This is a genomic window from Escherichia sp. 10290 (assembly GCF_030295155.1).
GTDB classification, from domain to species: Bacteria; Pseudomonadota; Gammaproteobacteria; order Enterobacterales; family Enterobacteriaceae; genus Escherichia; species Escherichia coli_F.
In genome coordinates this window covers 2,740,747-2,761,187 of sequence record NZ_AP025741.1, presented here as the reverse complement: position 1 = coordinate 2,761,187, position 20,441 = coordinate 2,740,747, and the positions used below count along the sequence as shown (strand labels likewise).

Sequence of the window (20,441 nt, the reverse complement as noted above, 5' to 3'; positions counted from 1 at the left end):
CACATCCGGCACCAGGCTTAAGCGAGAAGCACGCGGTCGATACTGTGACAGCCGAGAGCTTTCAGCGTTGCGGAGGTGGCATCCCACTGAATCAACGGCGCATCGGCTTTTTCTGCCAGAACTGCGCGCTGGATATCCGGGTAATCATAACCCTTGAGATTCAACAGAATTAACGCCCCCTGCAACGGCGGCAGAGTCGGATTGAATGCGGCGTTTTCAGCGTAGCTGCCGCTGAAAATACGACCGTCTTTACATTCCAGCGCGACACCGCTTGGCGACTTACTGTAAGGCATGTGCGAACGGTTTGCCGCCGCAATCGCTGCCTGAGAAAGCGCATCACCAGTCAGCGCATAGCCGTGATCCTGCTCGTCCATCAGCAGCGTTTTAATCTCCAGATCTTTCGGCCCAAAGGCATCCGGCAGATAGTCACGCAGCGCGTGTGGCGCGCGGCCCGGCAGGTGAATACGCAGATCCAGACCGCTGTTCAGTTCATTCATAAACTGACGGCAGTGACCACAAGGCGTGTAGTTAACGGTGATGGCTGCGAGCGCTTTTTCACCACTCAACCAGGCGTGGCTGATCGCGCTTTGTTCGGCATGAACGGTTTGCTGCATTGTCGCACCAATAAATTCCATATTGGCACCAAAATACCAGGTTCCGCTCACACCGCGCGCGATTGCGCCAACATTAAAATTCGACAATGGCGTACGCGCACAAGCCGCCGCCAGCGGAAGTAGTGCGAATGCCAGCGCGTCTTCGTCCAGCCCCGTTGCGCTCTTCAGCGATGAGACTTGCTCCCCGGTCAACAAAGCGGGGAAGTACTTGTCTGCCAGAATAGGTTCCAGTGCAGATTGCAAGTTATCCGCAAGTTGGGCAAAAGCGGTTTGAAAACGTGGATGCATGGCGTTGCCTCATAATCATGTAATGGGATAACAGTTTACGAACCCGTTATGGCTTTATATGTGATCTGAATCTCATTAATTGTGCAACGAATGAAACTTACATCAAAAATGCGCGACGTATCGCAAATTTTAGCCCATTACTGCCAGAATAATCGGGAAAAGGAACGGTGCGATCAGCGAAGTAATAATCCCGCATAACACCAGCGCCAGCGAACTAAATGCACCTTCCTGATAATCCAGCTCAGCACAGCGTGCCGTACCGAGGGCGTGCGAGGCTGTCCCCATCGCCAGACCGCGCGCTGCTTTGGTGCGAATACGCATCGCATTAAGTAACGTATGACCAAACACTGCGCCCAGAATACCGACGAAAATCACGCAAACTGCGCTGATTGCCGGAATACCGCCAATACTGCCGCCAACCGCCATTGCAATAGGCGTGGTGACTGATTTCGGCAGGATTGACGCGGCGATTTCCGGAGAAGCGCCCATCAACAATGCCACGGAAGTCCCCGTCACCATCGCAACCACGCTGCCGATAAAACAGATGGTGATGATCGATTTCCAGCGCGCGCGGATCTGGTGTAGCTGCTCATATAAAGGATAGGCCAGTGCGACAACCGCCGGTTGCAGCAGATCGTTTAGCACTTCGCTACCTTTAAAGTAGCTGTCGTAAGAGATGCCGGTCAGCATTAAAAAAGGAATGATCACCATCATTGCAACCAGCAATGGGTTAAGCAAGGGAAACTTATACCGCGCCGCCAGTTTGCGGGCGGCAAAAAAGACAATTAACGTTAGCGGCAATGACCACCAGATATTTGCCATCATTCTTCTGATCCTTTCTGACCTACGACTTTACGTTCACCGTGCACCAGTTGCGAACTCCAGCTCACCACCAGAAAAACCACCAGCGTACTGACTGCACAGGAAACCACTACCGGACCAAACTGTGCGCGGAGCAAATCAAAATATTGCATGACGCCTACGCCAATCGGCACAAACAATAGCGCCATATAGCGAATCAGTACGTAGCACCCCGGATTGACCCACTTTGCCGGAAGAATTTGCAAGGCCAGCAGGACAAACAAGATCAGCATCCCGATGATGCTGCCCGGAATGGTTACCGGTAGCAGGGAAGCAATGAAAATGCCTGCATACAGGCAGGCATAAATCAGGATAAAAGCGCGTAAATATTGCCAGATAATGTTCAGTGTCTTACTCATAATCAACACCCCAGATGAGATGGATTCATCATACAATTAATTCGTAAAACGTGCTACCGATCACATTAAGAATTCTCAGCATAGTTGAATTACAGGGAAGTAACATCGGGCGAGTGCCCAGTTCAGCACACTAATTCTGCTGTAAAAAGTGCAGAAACTGACTTAAAGCATAAGAAGGCGTTTCGTTATTACGCCAAAACACACCGACGCTGCCTTTCTGTTCAATCTTTGGCAGGTTGAGGATCACCAGTTGCCCCTGGCTGGCATAACGTTGCGCCAGGCGTAATGACAAAATAGAGATCATATTGCTGCTTTGTAACAGGTTGGTACTGACGTTCATCGACGCCGACTCAATCGTGTTTTCTGGCAGCATCACGCCGTGGTCTACCAGCGCATTATCAATGCTGATGCGGATGGGGGTACCTGTCGGCCAGACTATCCACCGCCAGTTAGCAAGATCATTCCAGCTGAGGGTGGCGTATTTCGCCAGTGGATGCTCAGGACGGGCGACAAAGCATACCGGCTCGGTGTAGAGCACGCGATAATTCAGCGGCAGCTGCAACGCGCGACCGCCAATTCGCCCAACCACCACATCGATAGAACCTGCCAACAGATCTTGCAGCAATGGGGTCATCACCTTCTCTTCGATATTCAGGTGTAGAGTTGGCATCTCCTTGAGCAAATGCAAAATCGCCTGGGATACGCAGTCAGTGGCGACGGGAGAACAGCCAATTTTCAGACTGCCGACCAGTCCACCTTGTTTAAAGCGAGCCAGTTCATATTGCGATCTTTCCATGTCATTGATTAACCGTTGGGCATGTTGCAATAACAATTTGCCGCCTTCGGTCGGACGAAGCCCTTTGCTGTGCCGCTCAAAAAGTGTGAGTCCGATCTCATCTTCCAGTTGTGACAACCATTTCGAAAGCGCGGGTTGGGTGATATTCATCATCCGTGCGACATGGGTCAGATTACCCTGTTCACCCAGCGCCACCAGCATTTGCAGGTGATGTAGTTTTAGTTTTTGCGCCCAGTTCGCCATTTGCCATAACCTCCAGGTTATCTCTCTGCCCGAAATGCCATTGTACATCTCATCTCTTTAATCACATTATCGCAACATATACAAAACAAAAGAAACATCTACCTTACCTGCACTGAGGCATTTACTATGACTCAACGACGTGATTTACAAGCACTTATCGATGCCGCTCCGGTCGGCAAGATGCAGTGGCGCGTTATCATCTGCTGTTTTCTGGTGGTAATGCTCGATGGTTTTGACACCGCGGCTATCGGCTTTATCGCCCCTGATATTCGCACTCACTGGCAACTCACCGCAGGCGATCTCGCCCCGCTTTTTGGTGCGGGTCTGCTGGGTTTAACGGCAGGCGCACTGCTTTGTGGCCCGTTGTCTGACCGCTTTGGCCGCAAACGGGTGATAGAGCTATGCGTCTTTTTATTTGGCGCGTTAAGTCTCGCCTCTGCGTTTTCACCAGATCTGCAAACGCTGGTATTACTGCGTTTTCTCACAGGGCTTGGGCTTGGCGGGGCGATGCCGAACACCATCACCATGACCTCGGAATATCTGCCTGCCCGTCGCCGGGGCGCGCTGGTGACGCTGATGTTTTGCGGCTTTACGCTGGGTTCGGCGTTTGGCGGGATTGTCAGCGCACAGCTGGTGCCGGTGATTGGCTGGCACGGCATTCTGGTGTTGGGGGGCGTGTTACCGCTGATGCTGTTTGTCGCACTGCTGGTAGTTCTGCCGGAATCGCCACGCTGGCAGGTGCGCCGCCAGCTACCGCAGGCGGTGATTGCGAAAACCGTCAGCGCCATCACCCGCGAGCGTTATGTCGATACCCACTTTTATCTCATTGAATCAGCCTCCGTTACAAAAGGCAGCATTCGTCAACTGTTTATGGGACGTCAGTTACCCATTACGTTGATGCTTTGGGTGGTGTTCTTTATGAGCCTGCTGATTATTTACCTGCTCTCAAGCTGGATGCCAACGCTGTTGAACCATCGCGGCATAGACCTGCAACACGCGTCCTGGGTCACCGCCGCGTTCCAGATTGGCGGTACGTTGGGCGCGCTGGCGCTGGGCGTGCTGATGGATAAGTTCAATCCTTTCCGCGTGCTGGCGCTGAGCTATGCCGTAGGCGCTGTATGCATCGTGATGATTGGCTTAAGCCAGGATGGATTATGGCTGATGGCGCTGGCGATTTTCGGCACCGGCATTGGCATTAGCGGATCTCAGGTGGGGTTGAACGCGTTGACCGCAACGCTCTACCCAACGCAAAGCCGCGCCACGGGCGTGAGCTGGTCAAACGCCGTAGGCCGCTGCGGCGCGATTGTCGGCTCGCTTTCTGGCGGCCTGATGATGGCGATGAATTTCTCTTTCGACACCCTGTTTTTCATTATCGCTGTGCCCGCGGCGATCAGTGCGGTGATGTTAAGCCTGCTGATCACCGTGGTTCGCCAGTCGACCTCTGTCCCTGACTCACTGCCTCGCGCAGGCGTTGTGAACGAATAAGGAGCATCCTAATGACTGATAACAATCAAAAAAGCCGCGAGCAATTTTATCAGCATATTTCCGGGCAAAACCTGACCCCGCTGTGGGAGTCACTGCACCACCTGGTGCCGAAAACGCCCAACGCCAACTGTGCGCCAGCGTACTGGAATTATCAGGAGATCCGCCCGCTGCTGCTGGAGAGCGGCAGCCTGATTGGCGCGAAAGAAGCTGTGCGTCGTGTGCTGGTACTGGAAAACCCGGCGCTGCGCGGGCAGTCTTCCATTACCGCGACTTTATATGCCGGTTTGCAACTGATCATGCCGGGCGAAGTGGCACCGAGTCATCGTCATAACCAATCGGCGCTGCGTTTTATTGTTGAAGGCAAAGGGGCATTTACCGCCGTTGATGGCGAACGCACGCCAATGAATGAGGGCGATTTTATCCTGACCCCACAATGGCGCTGGCACGATCATGGTAACCCTGGCGACGAACCGGTTATCTGGCTCGATGGACTGGATCTGCCATTAGTGAACACTCTGGGCTGCGGTTTTGCCGAAGATTACCCGGAAGAGCAACAACCGGTCACGCGTAAAGAGGGGGATTATCTGCCGCGTTATGCCGCCAATATGTTGCCGCTGCGCCATCAGACGGGGAACTCCTCACCGATCTTTAACTATCGTTATGACCGTAGCCGCGAAGTGCTGCACGATTTAACCCGCCTGGGCGATGCCGACGAGTGGGATGGCTACAAAATGCGCTACGTCAACCCGGTCACCGGCGGCTATCCGATGCCGTCGATGGGCGCTTTCCTGCAACTGCTACCGAAAGGGTTCGCCTCCCGCGTGGCGCGTACCACTGACAGCACTATCTACCATGTGGTGGAAGGTAGCGGACAAGTCACCATCGGCAATGAAATCTTCACCTTTAGTGCAAAAGATCTCTTTGTGGTGCCGACCTGGCACGGCGTGTCATTCCAGACTACGCAAGATACCGTTTTATTCAGTTTTTCGGACAGACCGGTACAAGAAGCCCTGGGGCTGTTCCGCGAAGCGCGTTATTAATTTGGGAGAGAGAAAATGACTCAATATGTATTCGAACCACAAGCGCCCGTTACCGTACCGGTTGTTGGCAGTGATGAACAATTCCCCGTGCGCCGCGTTTACTGCGTCGGGCGTAACTATGCTGCCCACGCCCGCGAAATGGGCTTTGATCCGGATCGTGAACCCCCCTTCTTCTTCTGCAAACCAGCAGATGCCGTTGTTCCGGTCGCCGCTGGCGAAACGCTGGCGCTGCCGTATCCGGCGCAGACCGATAACTATCATTACGAAATTGAACTGGTGGTGGCGATTGGTAAAAAGGGCAGCGATATCCCACTGGAAAAGGCCCATGAATATGTCTGGGGTTATGCCACAGGCCTTGATATGACTCGCCGTGACCGTCAAATGGAAATGCGTCAGATGGGCCGCCCGTGGGAAATCGGCAAAGCATTTGATCTCTCGGCCCCCATCGCACCGCTGCACAAAGCCAGCGAAACTGGCGGTATTGATAACGCACCTATCTGGTTACAGGTTAACGGTGAAGATCACCAGCGCAGCGATATTCGCCATCTCATCTGGTCGGTGAATGAAACCATCAGCTACCTGTCAGGCTTCTTTGAACTGCAACCGGGCGATCTAATCTTTACCGGTACGCCGGAAGGGGTTGGCCCAGTAGTCAAAGGTGATGTGATCACGGGCAACGTCGAGGGCTTAACCCCTATCGCGGTGAAGATCGTCTGAGGTGCATGATGAAGCTGTACAGTTTTTTTAATAGTTCAGCATCGTACCGGGTACGCATTGCGCTGGCGCTGAAAGGCATTAATTACCAGACCGAAGGGGTGAATATCCGTATTGGTCGGCAAAATGAACTGGCCTATCGGCGGATGAATCCTGTCGGGCTGGTGCCGACGCTGCTGACTGACGAGGGCGAGTCACTCGGTCAGTCGCTGGCGATTATTGACTGGCTGGATCGTCACTACCCGCAAGTTCCGCTGGTGCCGCAGGAAGAACCGGCCCGCAATAAGGTGCTGGAAATTGTCTATGCCATCGCTTGTGATATTCATCCATTGAATAACCTGCGCGTGCTGCGCTATCTGACCGAAGAGCTGAACGTCAGTGAAGAAGAGAAAAAACGCTGGTATGCGCACTGGATCCAGCAAGGGTTAAGCGCGGTGGAACAGCTACTGCGCCAGAGCCAGTCGGGGCAATTTTGTGTGGGTGAGACGCCGACGCTGGCAGACTGCTGCCTTGTTCCGCAGTGGGCGAACGCGCTACGTATGAACTGCGATCTGAGAGGATATCCGCGCTGCAAAGCGGTGTACGACGCCTGCACACAACTGCCAGCGTTCATTGCCGCAGCGCCAGAAAATCAACAAGATAAAATTTCAGCCTGACCAGGAGAACCATAATGACTAAAGTGACACGCGCAGTAATTGTGGGAGGCGGGATCGGCGGTGCGGCAACTGCGCTGTCACTGGCCCGCCAGGGGATCAAAGTGGTGCTGCTGGAAAAGGCGCATGAGATCGGTGAGATTGGCGCAGGTATCCAGTTGGGGCCAAATGCGTTTTCGGCGTTGGATAGTCTTGGTGTTGGCGAAATCGCCCGCCAACGTGCGGTATTCACCGATCACATCACCATGATGGACGCGGTGAACGCCGAAGAAGTGGTGCGTATTGAAACCGGGCAGGCCTTTCGTGACCATTTCGGCGGCCCTTACGCGGTGATCCACCGCGTTGATATTCATGCCTCGGTGTGGGAAGCGGTACTGACGCATCCGGACGTGGAATATCACACCTCCACCAACGTCGTGGATATTCGCGAGACGGAAGACGATGTCACCGTGTTTGACGATCGCGGCAATAGCTGGAGCGGCGATATTCTGATTGGCTGTGACGGTGTGAAATCAGTGGTGCGCCAGAGCTTATTGGGCGATGCGCCGCGTGTCACCGGACATGTGGTCTACCGTGCGGTTATCGATTGTGCCGATATGCCGGAAGATTTGCGCATTAACGCACCGGTACTGTGGGCGGGGCCGCATTGTCACCTGGTGCATTACCCTTTGCGCGGCGGCAAGCAGTATAACCTGGTGGTAACATTCCACAGCCGCCAGCAGGAAGAGTGGGGCGTGAAGGATGGCAGTAAAGAGGAAGTGCTCTCTTACTTTGAAGGGATTCACCCCCGTCCGCGCCAGATGTTGGATAAACCGACTTCATGGCGACGCTGGTCAACCGCTGACCGTGAACCGGTGGCGAAGTGGGGAACGAAGCGCATAACGCTTGTGGGCGATGCGGCCCATCCGGTGGCGCAATATATGGCGCAGGGAGCCTGTATGGCGCTGGAAGATGCAGTAACGCTGGGTAAGGCGCTGGCGCAGTGTGAGGGTGATGCGGCGCAAGCCTTTGCGCTGTATGAGTCGGTACGAATTCCGCGCACCGCGCGCATCGTCTGGTCGACCCGTGAAATGGGGCGGGTTTATCACGCCGCAGGGGTAGAACGTCAGGTACGTAACCTGCTGTGGAAAGGGAAATCGCAGGCAGAGTTTTATCGCGGCATGGAGTGGCTGTACGGCTGGAAAGAAGATAACTGTTTGCAACCACGCTGAGCACTTCTTCACCCAATCAGGCGCACGGGCGGTCCCCTCGCCCCTTCGGGAGAGGGTTAGGGTGAGGGAAAAATCTTGCCCGAATTAATCAGTAAGTCAGTTTGTCTGCAAACACCAGAGGCGCTAACATAGCGCCTCATTTTTTTGCGGGTGATGATATGCGTGTGTTACTGGCGCCGATGGAGGGTGTACTCGACTCTCTGGTGCGTGAATTGCTGACCGAAGTTAACGACTACGATCTGTGCATCACCGAGTTTGTCCGCGTGGTGGATCAACTGCTGCCGGTAAAAGTTTTTCATCGCATTTGCCCGGAGCTACAAAACGCCAGCCGAACGCCATCCGGTACGCTGGTGCGCGTGCAATTGCTGGGTCAGTTCCCACAATGGCTGGCAGAGAACGCCGCCCGTGCGGTGGAGTTAGGTTCCTGGGGTGTGGATCTTAATTGCGGCTGTCCGTCGAAAACGGTTAACGGTAGCGGCGGCGGGGCGACACTACTCAAAGATCCTGAACTCATCTACCAGGGTGCAAAAGCGATGCGTGAAGCTGTACCGGCGCATTTGCCCGTCAGTGTGAAAGTGCGTCTGGGCTGGGACAGCGGTGAGAAGAAATTTGAAATCGCCGATGCGGTTCAACAGGCTGGCGCTACGGAGTTGGTGGTGCATGGGCGGACAAAAGAGCAGGGGTACCGCGCGGAGCATATTGACTGGCAGGCGATTGGCGAGATTCGCCAACGGCTGAATATTCCGGTGATTGCCAACGGTGAAATCTGGGACTGGCAGAGCGCGCAACAGTGTATGGCGATCAGCGGCTGTGACGCGGTGATGATTGGTCGCGGAGCGCTCAATATTCCCAATCTGAGCCGAGTGGTAAAATATAACGAACCGCGAATGCCGTGGCCGGAGGTGGTTGCTTTGCTACAAAAATATACCCGTCTGGAAAAGCAGGGCGATACCGGGTTATATCACGTTGCGCGGATTAAACAGTGGTTGAGTTATTTGCGTAAAGAATACGATGAAGCAACAGAATTATTTCAGCATGTTCGGGTGTTGAATAATTCCCCTGATATTGCAAGGGCTATTCAGACCATTGATATCGAGAAACTCTAAGAAACCATAGTGATGTTTTTTGACAATGTGTTAGCTCTTTATCAATAGGCCGCACGGTTGTTTGGTGGCGTCAAAATCGCCGAGGCGTTCCCTGAAGGCCGGGGCAGCCCACATGGATGTGGGCTGAGGGCGCGTTTTACAGGGATGTTACCTCGCGCCCGACCCGGTAGCCGTAAGGGATAAGCCGAGGGCACCGCGCAGCGGCGATTTTGTTCGCCAGAGCCCGGGGGTGCAGGGGGCGGCGGCGACTGGTCGCCCCCTGCGCGCTCCTTGCGCTAGTGATTATATGAAGCAATGTACATGACAGGAGCGCAACAGGATGAGAGACTGAAATATTCTCGTTATTTTCGGATCTGATGACGTTAATTAATTTTAAAATATCATCTTAAATACGCCAGTCACCACCAGTAGTCCAATCAGGAAAATAATCAATACAGCCCAGAGTATAATTTTCATTGGCGTTCCTTTATTTGTGAGTGTCGAATAAGTATAGGAAAAAACGAAGCCCTTTGCCGTTACTCATAAGTGATTAAGATAAATCGGAGAATATCATTCACTTACTGTATATTTTTCTGAATATGTCGTTTTATTGCCACTGATGTATTGCCACGCGAAACTAAAAAATATATTGCATCACACGGTAATCTCCGCGCACCTTTTCTTACCTGACTATTCCTCCATGAATCGTGATTCCTTTTACCCAGCCATCGCCTGTTTTCCTCTGTTACTGATGCTGGCCGGGTGTGCGCCTATGCATGAAACCCGCCAGGCGTTAAGCCAGCAAACACCCGCTGCGCAAGTTGACACCGCATTACCTACGGCGCTGAAAAATGGTTGGCCAGACAGCCAATGGTGGCTGGAGTATCACGATAATCAACTCACTTCATTAATTAACTATGCACTGCAGAATGCACCGGATATGCAGGTGGCTGAACAGCGCATTCAGCTGGCTGAAGCCCAGGCGAAGGCAGTTGCCACTCAGGATGGCCCTCAGATCGATTTTTCTGCGGATATGGAGCGGCAAAAAATGTCGGCAGAAGGGCTAATGGGGCCGTTTGCTCTGAACGATCCTGCCGCAGGTACGACCGGTCCGTGGTACACCAATGGTACTTTTGGCTTAACGGCGGGCTGGCATCTTGATATTTGGGGAAAGAATCGGGCGGAGGTTACTGCTCGCCTGGGTACAGTTAAAGCACGGGCGGCGGAACGCGAGCAAACCCGCCAATTGCTGGCTGGCAGCGTTGCCCGCCTTTACTGGGAGTGGCAAACCCAGGCAGCGTTAAACACTGTTTTGCAGCAAATCGAAAAAGAGCAGAACACCATTATCGCGACCGATCGCCAGCTATACCAGAACGGGATTACTTCTTCAGTTGAAGGTGTGGAAACCGATATTAATGCCAGCAAGACCCGGCAGCAGCTCAACGATGTCGTGGGAAAAATGAAAATTATTGAGGCACGGTTAAGCGCACTTACAAATCACCAGATAAAGTCATTGAAGCTTAAACCGGTTGAGTTGCCGAAAGTGGCAAGTCAGCTTCCTGATGAACTGGGGTATTCATTGCTGGCACGGCGGGCAGATTTGCAGGCAGCGCATTGGTACGTTGAGTCATCGTTAAGCACCATTGATGCGGCAAAAGCGGCCTTTTATCCTGACATCAACCTGATGGCCTTCCTGCAACAGGATGCGTTGCACTTAAGCGATTTGTTCCGTCATTCCGCGCAGCAAATGGGCGTTACGGCAGGCCTGACGCTACCCATTTTCGATAGTGGTCGTCTTAACGCCAACCTCGATATTGCAAAAGCCGAAAGCAACTTGTCTATCGCCAGCTACAACAAAGCGGTGGTTGAAGCGGTGAATGACGTGGCGCGGGCAGCCAGTCAGGTTCAGACGCTGGCGGAGAAAAACCAGCATCAGGCGCAAATTGAGCGCGATGCCTTGCGTGTGGTAGGTCTTGCGCAGGCCCGCTTTAACGCGGGTATCATTGCTGGTTCCCGCGTCAGCGAAGCCAGGATCCCGGCGCTGCGTGAGCGGGCCAATGGCCTGTTATTGTAAGGGCAGTGGCTGGATGCCTCCATTCAACTCACTGGTGCGTTGGGCGGGGGTTACAAACGCTGATGATATACGCCTTCTATACTTAACGTTTATTCAGCGTTAAGTGGAGAACTCGATGGCACAGGTCGCGATTATTACCGCTTCCGATTCGGGGATCGGCAAAGAGTGCGCGTTATTACTGGCGCAGCAGGGTTTTGATATTGGTATTACCTGGCACTCAGATGAAGAAGGGGCAAAAGATACCGCGCGTGAGGTGGTTAGCCACGGCGTACGTGCGGAGATGGTGCAGTTGGATCTCGGTAAACTGCCAGAGGGGGCAATGGCGCTGGAGAAACTTATTCAACGGCTGGGGCGCATCGATGTGCTCGTGAATAATGCGGGCACAATGACCAAAGCGCCGTTTCTTGATATGGCTTTCGATGAGTGGCGCAAGATTTTTACCGTTGATGTTGATGGTGCATTTTTATGCTCGCAAATTGCGGCCCGCCAGATGGTGAAACAAGGGCAGGGCGGTCGCATCATCAACATTACGTCGGTACATGAACATACGCCGCTGCCGGATGCCAGCGCCTATACAGCCGCTAAACATGCACTCGGTGGGCTAACCAAAGCGATGGCGCTTGAGCTGGTCAGGCATAAGATTTTGGTGAATGCAGTCGCGCCTGGGGCTATCGCCACGCCAATGAATGGCATGGATGACGGCGACGTGAAGCCCGACGCGGAGCCTTCGATTCCCCTGCGGCGTTTCGGCGCAACGCATGAGATTGCCAGCCTGGTGGCGTGGTTATGCTCTGAAGGCGCAAATTACACCACCGGGCAGTCGTTAATTGTCGATGGTGGCTTTATGCTGGCGAATCCGCAGTTCAACCCAGAATAGCGCAGTGAGGTGCGTGGTTGTTTCAATGGGTAATCTTTGGTAGGTATGATAAGACGCATAAGCGTCGCATCAGGCATGGTGCGACGGATGTCGGATGCGGCGCAAACGCCTTATTCTAGGCAATGGTTTTACGCCTGATTATCCGGCTTTTTCTTCCCGCGTCGTTTCAGCCACCAGCGCACGCCTACCACCAGAACCACGACCAGAATCAACCAGACCCAGTGCTTCAAATGCTGGTCGAGATTGTGCAACCACGGCGCAATCACCTGACCACCAGCGTAACCGATAGTGGTAAAAATCAACGCCCAGGCAAATGCGCCAAGGATATTCAGTGGCAGAAAGATTTTCGGCGGCAGCTGGCTGGCACCAATCAGCGTCGGGCCAATCACCCTAAAGCCATACATAAAACGCGTACCAATGACAAACAGATACGGATGGCGTTGGATAAGTTTCTGCGCCCGCTCAATTTTATCCTGATGTTTCGAGAAACGGCGTAATAGCTTGCCGCCAAAGCGCCGCCCGCACAGATAAAGCACCTGGTCGCCAATCATGCCGCCAAGCGCCACAGAAAGTACCACCAGCGGGAACTTTAATAGTCCCTGATGTGCCGCAACGCCTCCCAGCAAAGTCACGGTTTCACCTTCCGCCAGGCTACCGATCACCAGCGCGGCATAACCATATTGTGAGATGAGTGTATTGAGATCCATAGGCCAGTCTGTCTCCCTTTGGTTGCCTGTAAGCATACACCCTGTGAATAGTTAACGCTGAAAAAGGACATACATCAGACGGTGCAAATTACATGAGCGAACAAAAAATAATCACAAGCTGACTTATACTTGAACTGTCAGGTTCATGAACTCACAACAAGGGGGCGGTATGAGCCATGTCTGGGGACTGTTTTCCCATCCCGATCGTGAAATGCAGGTGATTAATCGCGAAAACGAAACGATTTCTCATCACTACACCCACCACGTTTTGCTGATGGCGGCAATTCCGGTGATTTGCGCCTTCATTGGCACCACACAAATTGGCTGGAATTTTGGCGATGGCACCATCCTGAAGTTATCCTGGTTTACCGGACTGGCGCTGGCTGTCTTGTTTTATGGCGTTATGCTGGCTGGGGTCGCGGTGATGGGGCGGGTCATTTGGTGGATGGCACGCAATTACCCGCAGCGTCCGTCGCTTGCGCACTGTATGGTCTTCGCGGGCTACGTTGCGACGCCGCTGTTTTTAAGCGGTCTGGTGGCGCTTTACCCGCTGGTCTGGTTGTGTGCGCTGGTCGGCACGGTGGCGCTGTTTTACACCGGCTACCTGCTTTATCTCGGTATTCCAAGCTTCCTGAATATCAACAAAGAGGAAGGCCTTAGCTTCTCCAGTTCGACGCTGGCGATTGGCGTGCTGGTACTGGAAGTGCTGCTCGCCCTTACCGTTATACTATGGGGTTACGGTTATCGTTTGTTCTAGAAAGTTCTTTTGTGTTGCATTGCTGGCGTAAATGTCAGCAATGCAGCATTTCCTCACGATTCTCCTTTGACGATCGCACTTTTTGCTCGTTATGATGGCGTCGCTAGCCTCAGTAAATCCTTACTCCGGCGGTGCGCAACCCGTGCGCGTGAACCACTATCTGAATGCTCATCATGCCGAAATTTCGAGTTTCTTTATTTAGCCTGGCCCTGATGCTGGCTGTGCCTTTTGCACCGCAGGCCGTTGCGAAAACGGCAGTCGCTACCACCGCTTCACAGCCGGAAATTGCCTCCGGTAGCGCGATGATTGTTGATCTGAATACCAACAAAGTGATCTATTCGAACCACCCGGATCTGGTGCGTCCGATTGCGTCTATCAGCAAATTAATGACCGCGATGGTTGTGCTGGATGCACGATTGCCGCTGGATGAAAAACTGAAAGTGGATATCAGCCAGACGCCGGAGATGAAAGGGGTCTATTCGCGCGTACGACTGAACAGCGAAATCAGCCGTAAAGAGATGCTGTTGCTGGCGCTGATGTCTTCAGAAAACCGCGCGGCGGCAAGCCTTGCGCACCATTATCCCGGTGGTTACAAAGCCTTTATTAAGGCGATGAATGCGAAAGCGAAATCGCTCGGAATGAACAACACGCGCTTTGTTGAACCGACCGGATTGTCGGTGCATAACGTTTCAACCGCTCGTGATTTAACCAAACTGCTTATTGCCAGCAAACAATATCCATTGATCGGGCAGTTAAGTACTACCCGGGAAGATATGGCAACCTTCTCTAACCCGACGTATACGCTGCCGTTCCGCAATACTAACCATCTGGTGTATCGCGATAACTGGAATATTCAGTTAACCAAAACCGGTTTTACCAATGCGGCGGGCCATTGTCTGGTGATGCGCACGGTTATCAATAATAAACCGGTGGCGCTGGTAGTGATGGATGCGTTTGGCAAATATACCCATTTTGCCGATGCCAGCCGCCTGCGTACCTGGATTGAAACCGGTAAAGTGATGCCTGTTCCGGCAGCAGCGTTGAGCTATAAAAAACAAAAAGCCGCCCAGATGGCGGCGGCGGGGCAGACGGCGCAGAACGATTAAGGGTAGGCAGGATAAGGCGTTTACGCCGCATCAGGCATTCGGAGCACAATGCCTGATGCGATGCTTGCGCATCTTATCAGGCCTACAAACGTGACGCGTCCGTAGGCAGGATAAGGCGTTCACGCCGCATCCGGCATTCGGAGCACAATGCCTGATGCGATGCTTGCGCATCTTATCAGGCCTACAAACGTGACGCGTCCGTAGGCAGGATAAGGCGTTCACGCCGCATCCGGCATTCGGTGCACGATGCCTGATGCGATGCTTCTATTTGCATCAGGCATCCAGCCGTATTTACTCCACTTCCTGCCAGTTTTTACGCTTACTGGTTTTACCGATCCCCGGATTCATGCTGTTGGTCGGATCGTTCTCGCGATAGAACTTCTGCAACGTCTCCGGTGCTTTATACAAATGACCGACGTTATGCTCGGCAGGGTATTGCGCGCCGCGCTGCTGTAGCAGTTCCAGCATCTGTTCTTTCAACGCATGTACATCCACGCCTTTTTTAACGATGTAATCCTGATGGAAGACATAGCACATAAAATGGCCGTAATAGAGCTTGTGCACCAACTGACTGTCGATCTCCGGCGGTAAATGCTCATACCACTCGGTGTCGTTACGCCGCAGAGCGATATCCAGCGCCAGAATATCTTCGACTTCATCGGAATGCACCGCCTGATAACGAATTGCTGCGCCCGCAGCGGCGAAACGGTGTAAAAACGCTTTGCTGCCTTCCTCCGGCGTACAGACAAAGAAATCGCCCTCGGCCTGTTTGAAATAATCCACCAGCCACGATTTTGCTTCACCGACGCCATCGCCCGCCATTTTTAACAGCAGATGATGTTCATATTTATCGCGCCAGCTTTTCATGCGCGGTGGTAAATGGCTGGGGAACAGGTGACCGAATTTTTGCATCGCACGGTCGGTAAAATGCGGACGGAAGAATTTCACTTTCTCCAGCATCGCATCGGTACGTCCCTTGAGATTAAAGAAGAACGGCATCTTGTCGGTGCCTAACTTATCAATCATCAGGAAGGTGTCTTTGCCGTATTTTTCCGCAATATCGTAGATATCCCGGTGCATATATTCCCCGGCAACCGGCAGATTTTCGAAATTAGCCAGAATATGACGGCGGATTTCGGTCAGTACTTCCGGCTGGTTGGTGCCGATATAAAACACCTGCTGATTTTTTTCTGCTTCGAAGGTATCAAGACGTACCGCAAAGACGGCCAGCTTCCCGGCGCAACCAGAAGATTCAAATAACCGATCCGGATCGGCGTTATAACGTGCGGGCGTGTCGGCTTCAATATCACGAACGCGGTGGACATAGTCATAATCGTGGGCGTGACGACCATCGTGGCGCACATCGTCATCTTTGATGCGATCGTCATCCAGCTTGCTAAGGATCTGCTCCGGCGTTTCGCCCAGATCAATCCCCAGATGGTTCACCAGCGTCAGTTTTCCATCTTCATTTATACGCGCGAATAACGACATTTCGGTATACGCCGGGCCACGCTGCACCAGCGAGCCGCCGGAGTTGTTACAAATACCGCCGATGACCGATGCGCCTATACACGATGAGCCAATCACCGAGTGCGGTTCGCGTCCCAGCGGTTTGAGGGCTTTTTCCAGCGAATAAAGCGTGGTGCCCGGATAGGCCAGCACCTGTTCGCCCTTGCCAAGAACGTGCAGCTTGTCGAGACGCAGGGTGCTGATGATCACGATATCGCGATCATAGTCGTTACCGTTTGGCGTCGAGCCTTCGGTCAGACCTGTATTGGCAGCCTGCATCAGAATAATTTTGTCGGCGGTGACGCAGGCTTTCAGCACCCGCCACAATTCCAGTAGTGAGCCAGGGAAAACGACAGCCAGCGCGTCGCCCTGACCAGAACGGAAGCCCTTGCGATAGCGGGCCGTTTTTGCGGGATCGGTGAGCAGGTGTGAATGACCGACCAGACGGGCAAGTTCATTCAAAAAGGCTTTATTATCAGTTGTTGTCATGGAAGACATTTTCCACTCCTTGTGGTGGCGAAAAAATATCACAAACTAGCATAGCGCCTTGTATGACAATTCAGCGAGTGAATATTTTGAAAATTCAGACAATAAACTGAGCATTCTTTTTCTCTCTCCATCATGCTTATGGCAAACTACGGTTTTTGCACCATTTTCGCTGCCTCGTCGGGCAACAGAGGAAGAATAATCCATATGAAATGGCTATGTTCAGTAGGTATCGCGGTGAGTCTGGCCCTGCAACCAGCACTGGCGGATGATTTATTCGGTAACCATCCATTAACGCCTGAAGCGCGTGATGCGTTCGTCACCGAACTGCTCAAGAAAATGACAGTTGATGAGAAAATTGGCCAGCTGCGCTTAATCAGCGTCGGCCCGGATAATCCGAAAGAGGCGATCCGCGAGATGATCAAAGACGGGCAGGTTGGGGCGATTTTCAACACCGTAACCCGTCAGGATATCCGCGCCATGCAGGATCAGGTGATGGAACTGAGCCGCCTGAAAATTCCTCTCTTCTTTGCTTACGATGTGCTGCACGGTCAACGCACGGTTTTCCCGATTAGCCTCGGTCTGGCCTCGTCTTTTAACCTCGATGCGGTGAAAACGGTCGGGCGTGTCTCTGCTTATGAAGCCGCAGATGATGGCCTGAACATGACCTGGGCACCGATGGTCGATGTCTCGCGCGATCCGCGCTGGGGACGTGCTTCCGAAGGTTTTGGCGAAGATACGTATCTCACTTCGATTATGGGTAAGACCATGGTGGAAGCGATGCAGGGTAAAAGCCCGGCAGATCGCTACTCGGTGATGACCAGCGTCAAACACTTTGCCGCTTACGGCGCGGTAGAAGGTGGTAAAGAGTACAACACCGTCGATATGAGTCCGCAGCGCCTGTTTAACGACTATATGCCGCCGTACAAAGCGGGGCTGGATGCAGGCAGCGGTGCGGTAATGGTGGCGCTGAACTCGCTGAATGGCACGCCAGCCACCTCCGACTCCTGGCTGCTGAAAGATGTGCTGCGCGATCAGTGGGGCTTTAAAGGCATTACCGTTTCCGATCATGGCGCAATCAAAGAGCTGATTAAACATGGCACGGCGGCAGACCCGGAAGATGCGGTGCGCGTGGCACTGAAATCCGGCATCAACATGAGTATGAGCGACGAGTATTACTCGAAGTATCTGCCTGGGTTGATCAAATCCGGCAAAGTGACGATGGAAGAGCTGGATGACGCTGCCCGTCATGTACTGAACGTGAAATATGATATGGGGTTGTTTAACGACCCGTACAGCCATCTCGGTCCGAAAGAGTCTGACCCGGTGGATACCAATGCCGAAAGCCGCCTGCACCGCAAAGAAGCGCGTGAAGTGGCACGCGAAAGCCTGGTGTTGCTGAAAAACCGCCTTGAAACGCTGCCGCTGAAAAAAACGGCAACCATTGCGGTGGTAGGGCCACTGGCGGACAGCAAACGTGACGTGATGGGCAGCTGGTCCGCAGCCGGTGTTGCCGATCAATCCGTGACCGTACTGACCGGGATTAAAAATGCCGTCGGTGAAAACGGTAAAGTGCTGTACGCCAAAGGGGCGAACGTTACCAGTGACAAAGGCATTATCGATTTCCTGAATCAGTATGAAGAGGCGGTCAAAGTCGATCCGCGTTCGCCCCAAGAGATGATTGATGAAGCGGTGCAAACCGCGAAACAATCTGATGTGGTGGTGGCTGTGGTCGGTGAAGCTCAGGGGATGGCGCACGAGGCTTCCAGCCGTACCGATATTACTATTCCGCAAAGCCAACGTGACTTGATTGCGGCGCTGAAAGCCACCGGTAAACCGCTGGTGCTGGTGCTGATGAACGGGCGTCCGCTGGCGCTGGTGAAAGAAGATCAGCAGGCTGATGCGATTCTGGAAACCTGGTTTGCGGGGACTGAAGGCGGTAATGCGATTGCCGATGTGTTGTTTGGCGATTACAACCCGTCGGGCAAGCTGCCGATGTCCTTCCCGCGTTCTGTCGGGCAGATCCCGGTGTACTACAGCCATCTGAATACCGGGCGTCCGTATAATGCCGACAAGCCGAACAAATACACTTCGCGTTATTTTGATGAAGCTAACGGGGCGCTGTATCCGTTCGGCTATGGTCTGAGCTATACCACCTTCACCGTCTCTGATGTGAAACTTTCTGCGCCGACCATGAAGCGTGACGGCAAAGTGACCGCCAGTGTGCAGGTGACGAACACCGGTAAGCGCGAAGGGGCGACGGTAGTGCAGATGTACTTGCAGGATGTGACGGCTTCCATGAGTCGCCCGGTGAAGCAGCTGAAAGGCTTTGAGAAAATCACCCTGAAACCGGGCGAAACTCAGACTGTTAGCTTCCCGATCGATATTGAGGCGCTGAAGTTCTGGAATCAACAGATGAAATATGACGCCGAGCCTGGCAAATTCAATGTCTTCATCGGCACTGATTCCGCGCGCGTTAAGAAAGGCGAGTTTGAGTTGCTGTAATGCTTTAGTAAGGGCGCGACGTCTGCGCCCTTTAAGTATTTCTCTGATTCTGCAATTGAATCCCTCCGCTCAGGCTAACCCCGCCATTATCAACTATGCTTTTCTCTTAATTCGCTGAAAACAACAGTAAAAGAATGAGGAAAGCATCATGCCACTCTCAAAGCTCTGGGCAGGTTCACTGGTTTTGTTGGCAGCCGTGAGCCTGCCGCTACAGGCGGCTTCTGCCGTTAAAGTCGGTTCAAAAATCGATACCGAAGGCGCGCTACTCGGCAACATTATTTTGCAAGTGCTGGAAAGCCACGGCGTACCGACGGTGAATAAAGTCCAGTTGGGAACCACGCCGGTGGTGCGCGGCGCGATCACTTCTGGCGAGCTGGATATCTATCCGGAATATACCGGTAATGGCGCTTTCTTCTTTAAAGATGAAAATGATGCGGCGTGGAAAAATGCCGGACAAGGCTACGAGAAAGTCAAAAAGCTCGATGCAGAGCAAAACAAGTTAATCTGGCTAACGCCCGCGCCTGCAAATAACACCTGGACCATCGCCGTGCGTCAGGATGTGGCAGAGAAAAATAAACTCACTTCGCTTGCCGACCTGAGTCGTTATCTGAAAGAGGGTGGCACCTTCAAACTGGCAGCCTCGGCTGAGTTTATCGAACGCGCCGATGCCTTACCCGCTTTTGAAAAAGCCTACGACTTTAAACTCGGTCAGGATCAGTTGCTGTCACTGGCCGGTGGCGACACGGCGGTGACAATCAAAGCTGCTGCCCAGCAAACATCCGGCGTTAATGCGGCGATGGCTTACGGCACCGACGGCCCGGTCGCGGCGCTGGGGCTGCAAACCTTAAGCGATCCGCAAGGCGTGCAACCTATCTACGCGCCTGCACCAGTGGTGCGTGAATCGGTGTTGAAGGAGTATCCGCAAATGGCACAGTGGCTACAGCCAGTCTTCGCCAGCCTCGATGCAAAAACATTGCAGCAACTGAATGCCAGCATTGCTGTGGAAGGACTGGATGCCAAAAAAGTGGCTGCCGACTACCTGAAACAAAAAGGGTGGACGAAGTAATTTCC

18 protein-coding genes and 1 pseudogene are annotated in these 20,441 nt (G+C 53.2%); 12 read left to right on the top strand and 7 right to left on the bottom strand.

Annotated elements, in window-relative coordinates; all coding sequences use genetic code 11:
• Positions 1–17 precede the first annotated feature (17 nt).
• From cdd to QUE74_RS13955, 4 genes are all read right to left on the bottom strand, one after another.
• Positions 18–902: a cytidine deaminase gene (gene cdd, locus QUE74_RS13970; protein WP_000553548.1), complete on the bottom strand. Its 885-nt coding sequence runs from the start codon at positions 900–902 to the stop codon at positions 18–20.
• A 129-nt stretch (positions 903–1,031) separates the two neighbouring features.
• On the bottom strand, positions 1,032–1,727 hold the full coding sequence (locus QUE74_RS13965) for a CidB/LrgB family autolysis modulator (RefSeq protein ID WP_000968196.1): 696 nt from the start codon (positions 1,725–1,727) through the stop codon (positions 1,032–1,034).
• A complete protein-coding gene (locus tag QUE74_RS13960) occupies positions 1,724–2,122 on the bottom strand; it encodes a CidA/LrgA family protein (protein WP_001353095.1) in 399 nt (132 codons plus the stop codon). Before QUE74_RS13960 ends, QUE74_RS13965 begins: the two co-directional genes overlap by 4 nt.
• A gap of 130 nt (positions 2,123–2,252) precedes the next feature.
• Positions 2,253–3,161 (bottom strand): LysR family transcriptional regulator, encoded by a 909-nt coding sequence (locus tag QUE74_RS13955; RefSeq protein WP_000024645.1) that lies wholly within the window; start codon positions 3,159–3,161, stop codon positions 2,253–2,255.
• A gap of 126 nt (positions 3,162–3,287) precedes the next feature.
• Between QUE74_RS13955 and mhbT the strand changes: the two genes are divergently transcribed.
• The 6 genes from mhbT (at position 3,288) to dusC (ending at position 9,370) form a co-directional block, all read left to right on the top strand.
• The gene (gene mhbT / locus QUE74_RS13950) at positions 3,288–4,646 is read left to right on the top strand and encodes a 3-hydroxybenzoate transporter MhbT (RefSeq protein ID WP_000194236.1); all 1,359 of its coding nucleotides are present in this window, start codon (positions 3,288–3,290) and stop codon (positions 4,644–4,646) included.
• Between the two features lie 11 nt (positions 4,647–4,657).
• Entirely contained in the window at positions 4,658–5,686 is a 1,029-nt protein-coding gene (gene gtdA, locus QUE74_RS13945) for a gentisate 1,2-dioxygenase (RefSeq protein WP_000131614.1), read from the top strand.
• Between the two features lie 15 nt (positions 5,687–5,701).
• A complete protein-coding gene (locus QUE74_RS13940; protein ID WP_000196040.1) occupies positions 5,702–6,403 on the top strand; it encodes a fumarylacetoacetate hydrolase family protein in 702 nt (233 codons plus the stop codon).
• A gap of 8 nt (positions 6,404–6,411) precedes the next feature.
• Positions 6,412–7,056, top strand: coding sequence for a maleylacetoacetate isomerase (gene maiA, locus QUE74_RS13935; RefSeq protein ID WP_000781203.1), 645 nt, complete (start codon positions 6,412–6,414; stop codon positions 7,054–7,056).
• A gap of 14 nt (positions 7,057–7,070) precedes the next feature.
• Positions 7,071–8,264, top strand: coding sequence for a 3-hydroxybenzoate 6-monooxygenase (locus tag QUE74_RS13930; RefSeq protein ID WP_000170158.1), 1,194 nt, complete (start codon positions 7,071–7,073; stop codon positions 8,262–8,264).
• Between the two features lie 158 nt (positions 8,265–8,422).
• Positions 8,423–9,370: a tRNA dihydrouridine(16) synthase DusC gene (dusC, locus tag QUE74_RS13925; protein ID WP_001264874.1), complete on the top strand. Its 948-nt coding sequence runs from the start codon at positions 8,423–8,425 to the stop codon at positions 9,368–9,370.
• Between the two features lie 372 nt (positions 9,371–9,742).
• On the opposite strand, the gene yohP is transcribed toward dusC, so the two are convergent.
• Entirely contained in the window at positions 9,743–9,826 is an 84-nt protein-coding gene (yohP, locus tag QUE74_RS13920; RefSeq protein WP_000691708.1) for a small membrane protein YohP, read from the bottom strand.
• A 223-nt stretch (positions 9,827–10,049) separates the two neighbouring features.
• Between yohP and mdtQ the strand changes: the two are divergent.
• A pseudogene (gene mdtQ / locus QUE74_RS13915) lies at positions 10,050–11,420 on the top strand (multidrug resistance outer membrane protein MdtQ); the annotation flags it as partial.
• A 118-nt stretch (positions 11,421–11,538) separates the two neighbouring features.
• The gene (locus QUE74_RS13910) at positions 11,539–12,300 is read left to right on the top strand and encodes an SDR family oxidoreductase (RefSeq protein ID WP_000079553.1); all 762 of its coding nucleotides are present in this window, start codon (positions 11,539–11,541) and stop codon (positions 12,298–12,300) included.
• A 128-nt stretch (positions 12,301–12,428) separates the two neighbouring features.
• Here QUE74_RS13910 and QUE74_RS13905 read toward each other — a convergent pair whose 3' ends face one another.
• Positions 12,429–13,007 (bottom strand): DedA family protein, encoded by a 579-nt coding sequence (locus QUE74_RS13905; protein WP_000365433.1) that lies wholly within the window; start codon positions 13,005–13,007, stop codon positions 12,429–12,431.
• Between the two features lie 169 nt (positions 13,008–13,176).
• Between QUE74_RS13905 and QUE74_RS13900 the strand changes: the two genes are divergently transcribed.
• The gene (locus QUE74_RS13900) at positions 13,177–13,764 is read left to right on the top strand and encodes a Yip1 family protein (protein ID WP_001295454.1); all 588 of its coding nucleotides are present in this window, start codon (positions 13,177–13,179) and stop codon (positions 13,762–13,764) included.
• Positions 13,765–13,937: 173 nt separating this feature from the next.
• A complete protein-coding gene (pbpG, locus tag QUE74_RS13895; protein WP_001360780.1) occupies positions 13,938–14,870 on the top strand; it encodes a D-alanyl-D-alanine endopeptidase in 933 nt (310 codons plus the stop codon).
• Positions 14,871–15,161: 291 nt separating this feature from the next.
• On the opposite strand, the gene dld is transcribed toward pbpG, so the two are convergent.
• The gene (gene dld, locus QUE74_RS13890) at positions 15,162–16,877 is read right to left on the bottom strand and encodes a D-lactate dehydrogenase (RefSeq protein ID WP_000097376.1); all 1,716 of its coding nucleotides are present in this window, start codon (positions 16,875–16,877) and stop codon (positions 15,162–15,164) included.
• A 195-nt stretch (positions 16,878–17,072) separates the two neighbouring features.
• On the opposite strand from dld, the gene bglX reads away from it, so the two are divergent.
• Complete coding sequence (bglX, locus tag QUE74_RS13885; protein ID WP_000871493.1) at positions 17,073–19,370, top strand: beta-glucosidase BglX; 2,298 nt, start codon at positions 17,073–17,075, stop codon at positions 19,368–19,370.
• A 148-nt stretch (positions 19,371–19,518) separates the two neighbouring features.
• Positions 19,519–20,436, top strand: a complete 918-nt coding sequence (gene osmF / locus QUE74_RS13880) for a glycine betaine ABC transporter substrate-binding protein OsmF (protein WP_001131225.1) — start codon at positions 19,519–19,521, stop codon at positions 20,434–20,436.
• Positions 20,437–20,441 lie beyond the last annotated feature (5 nt).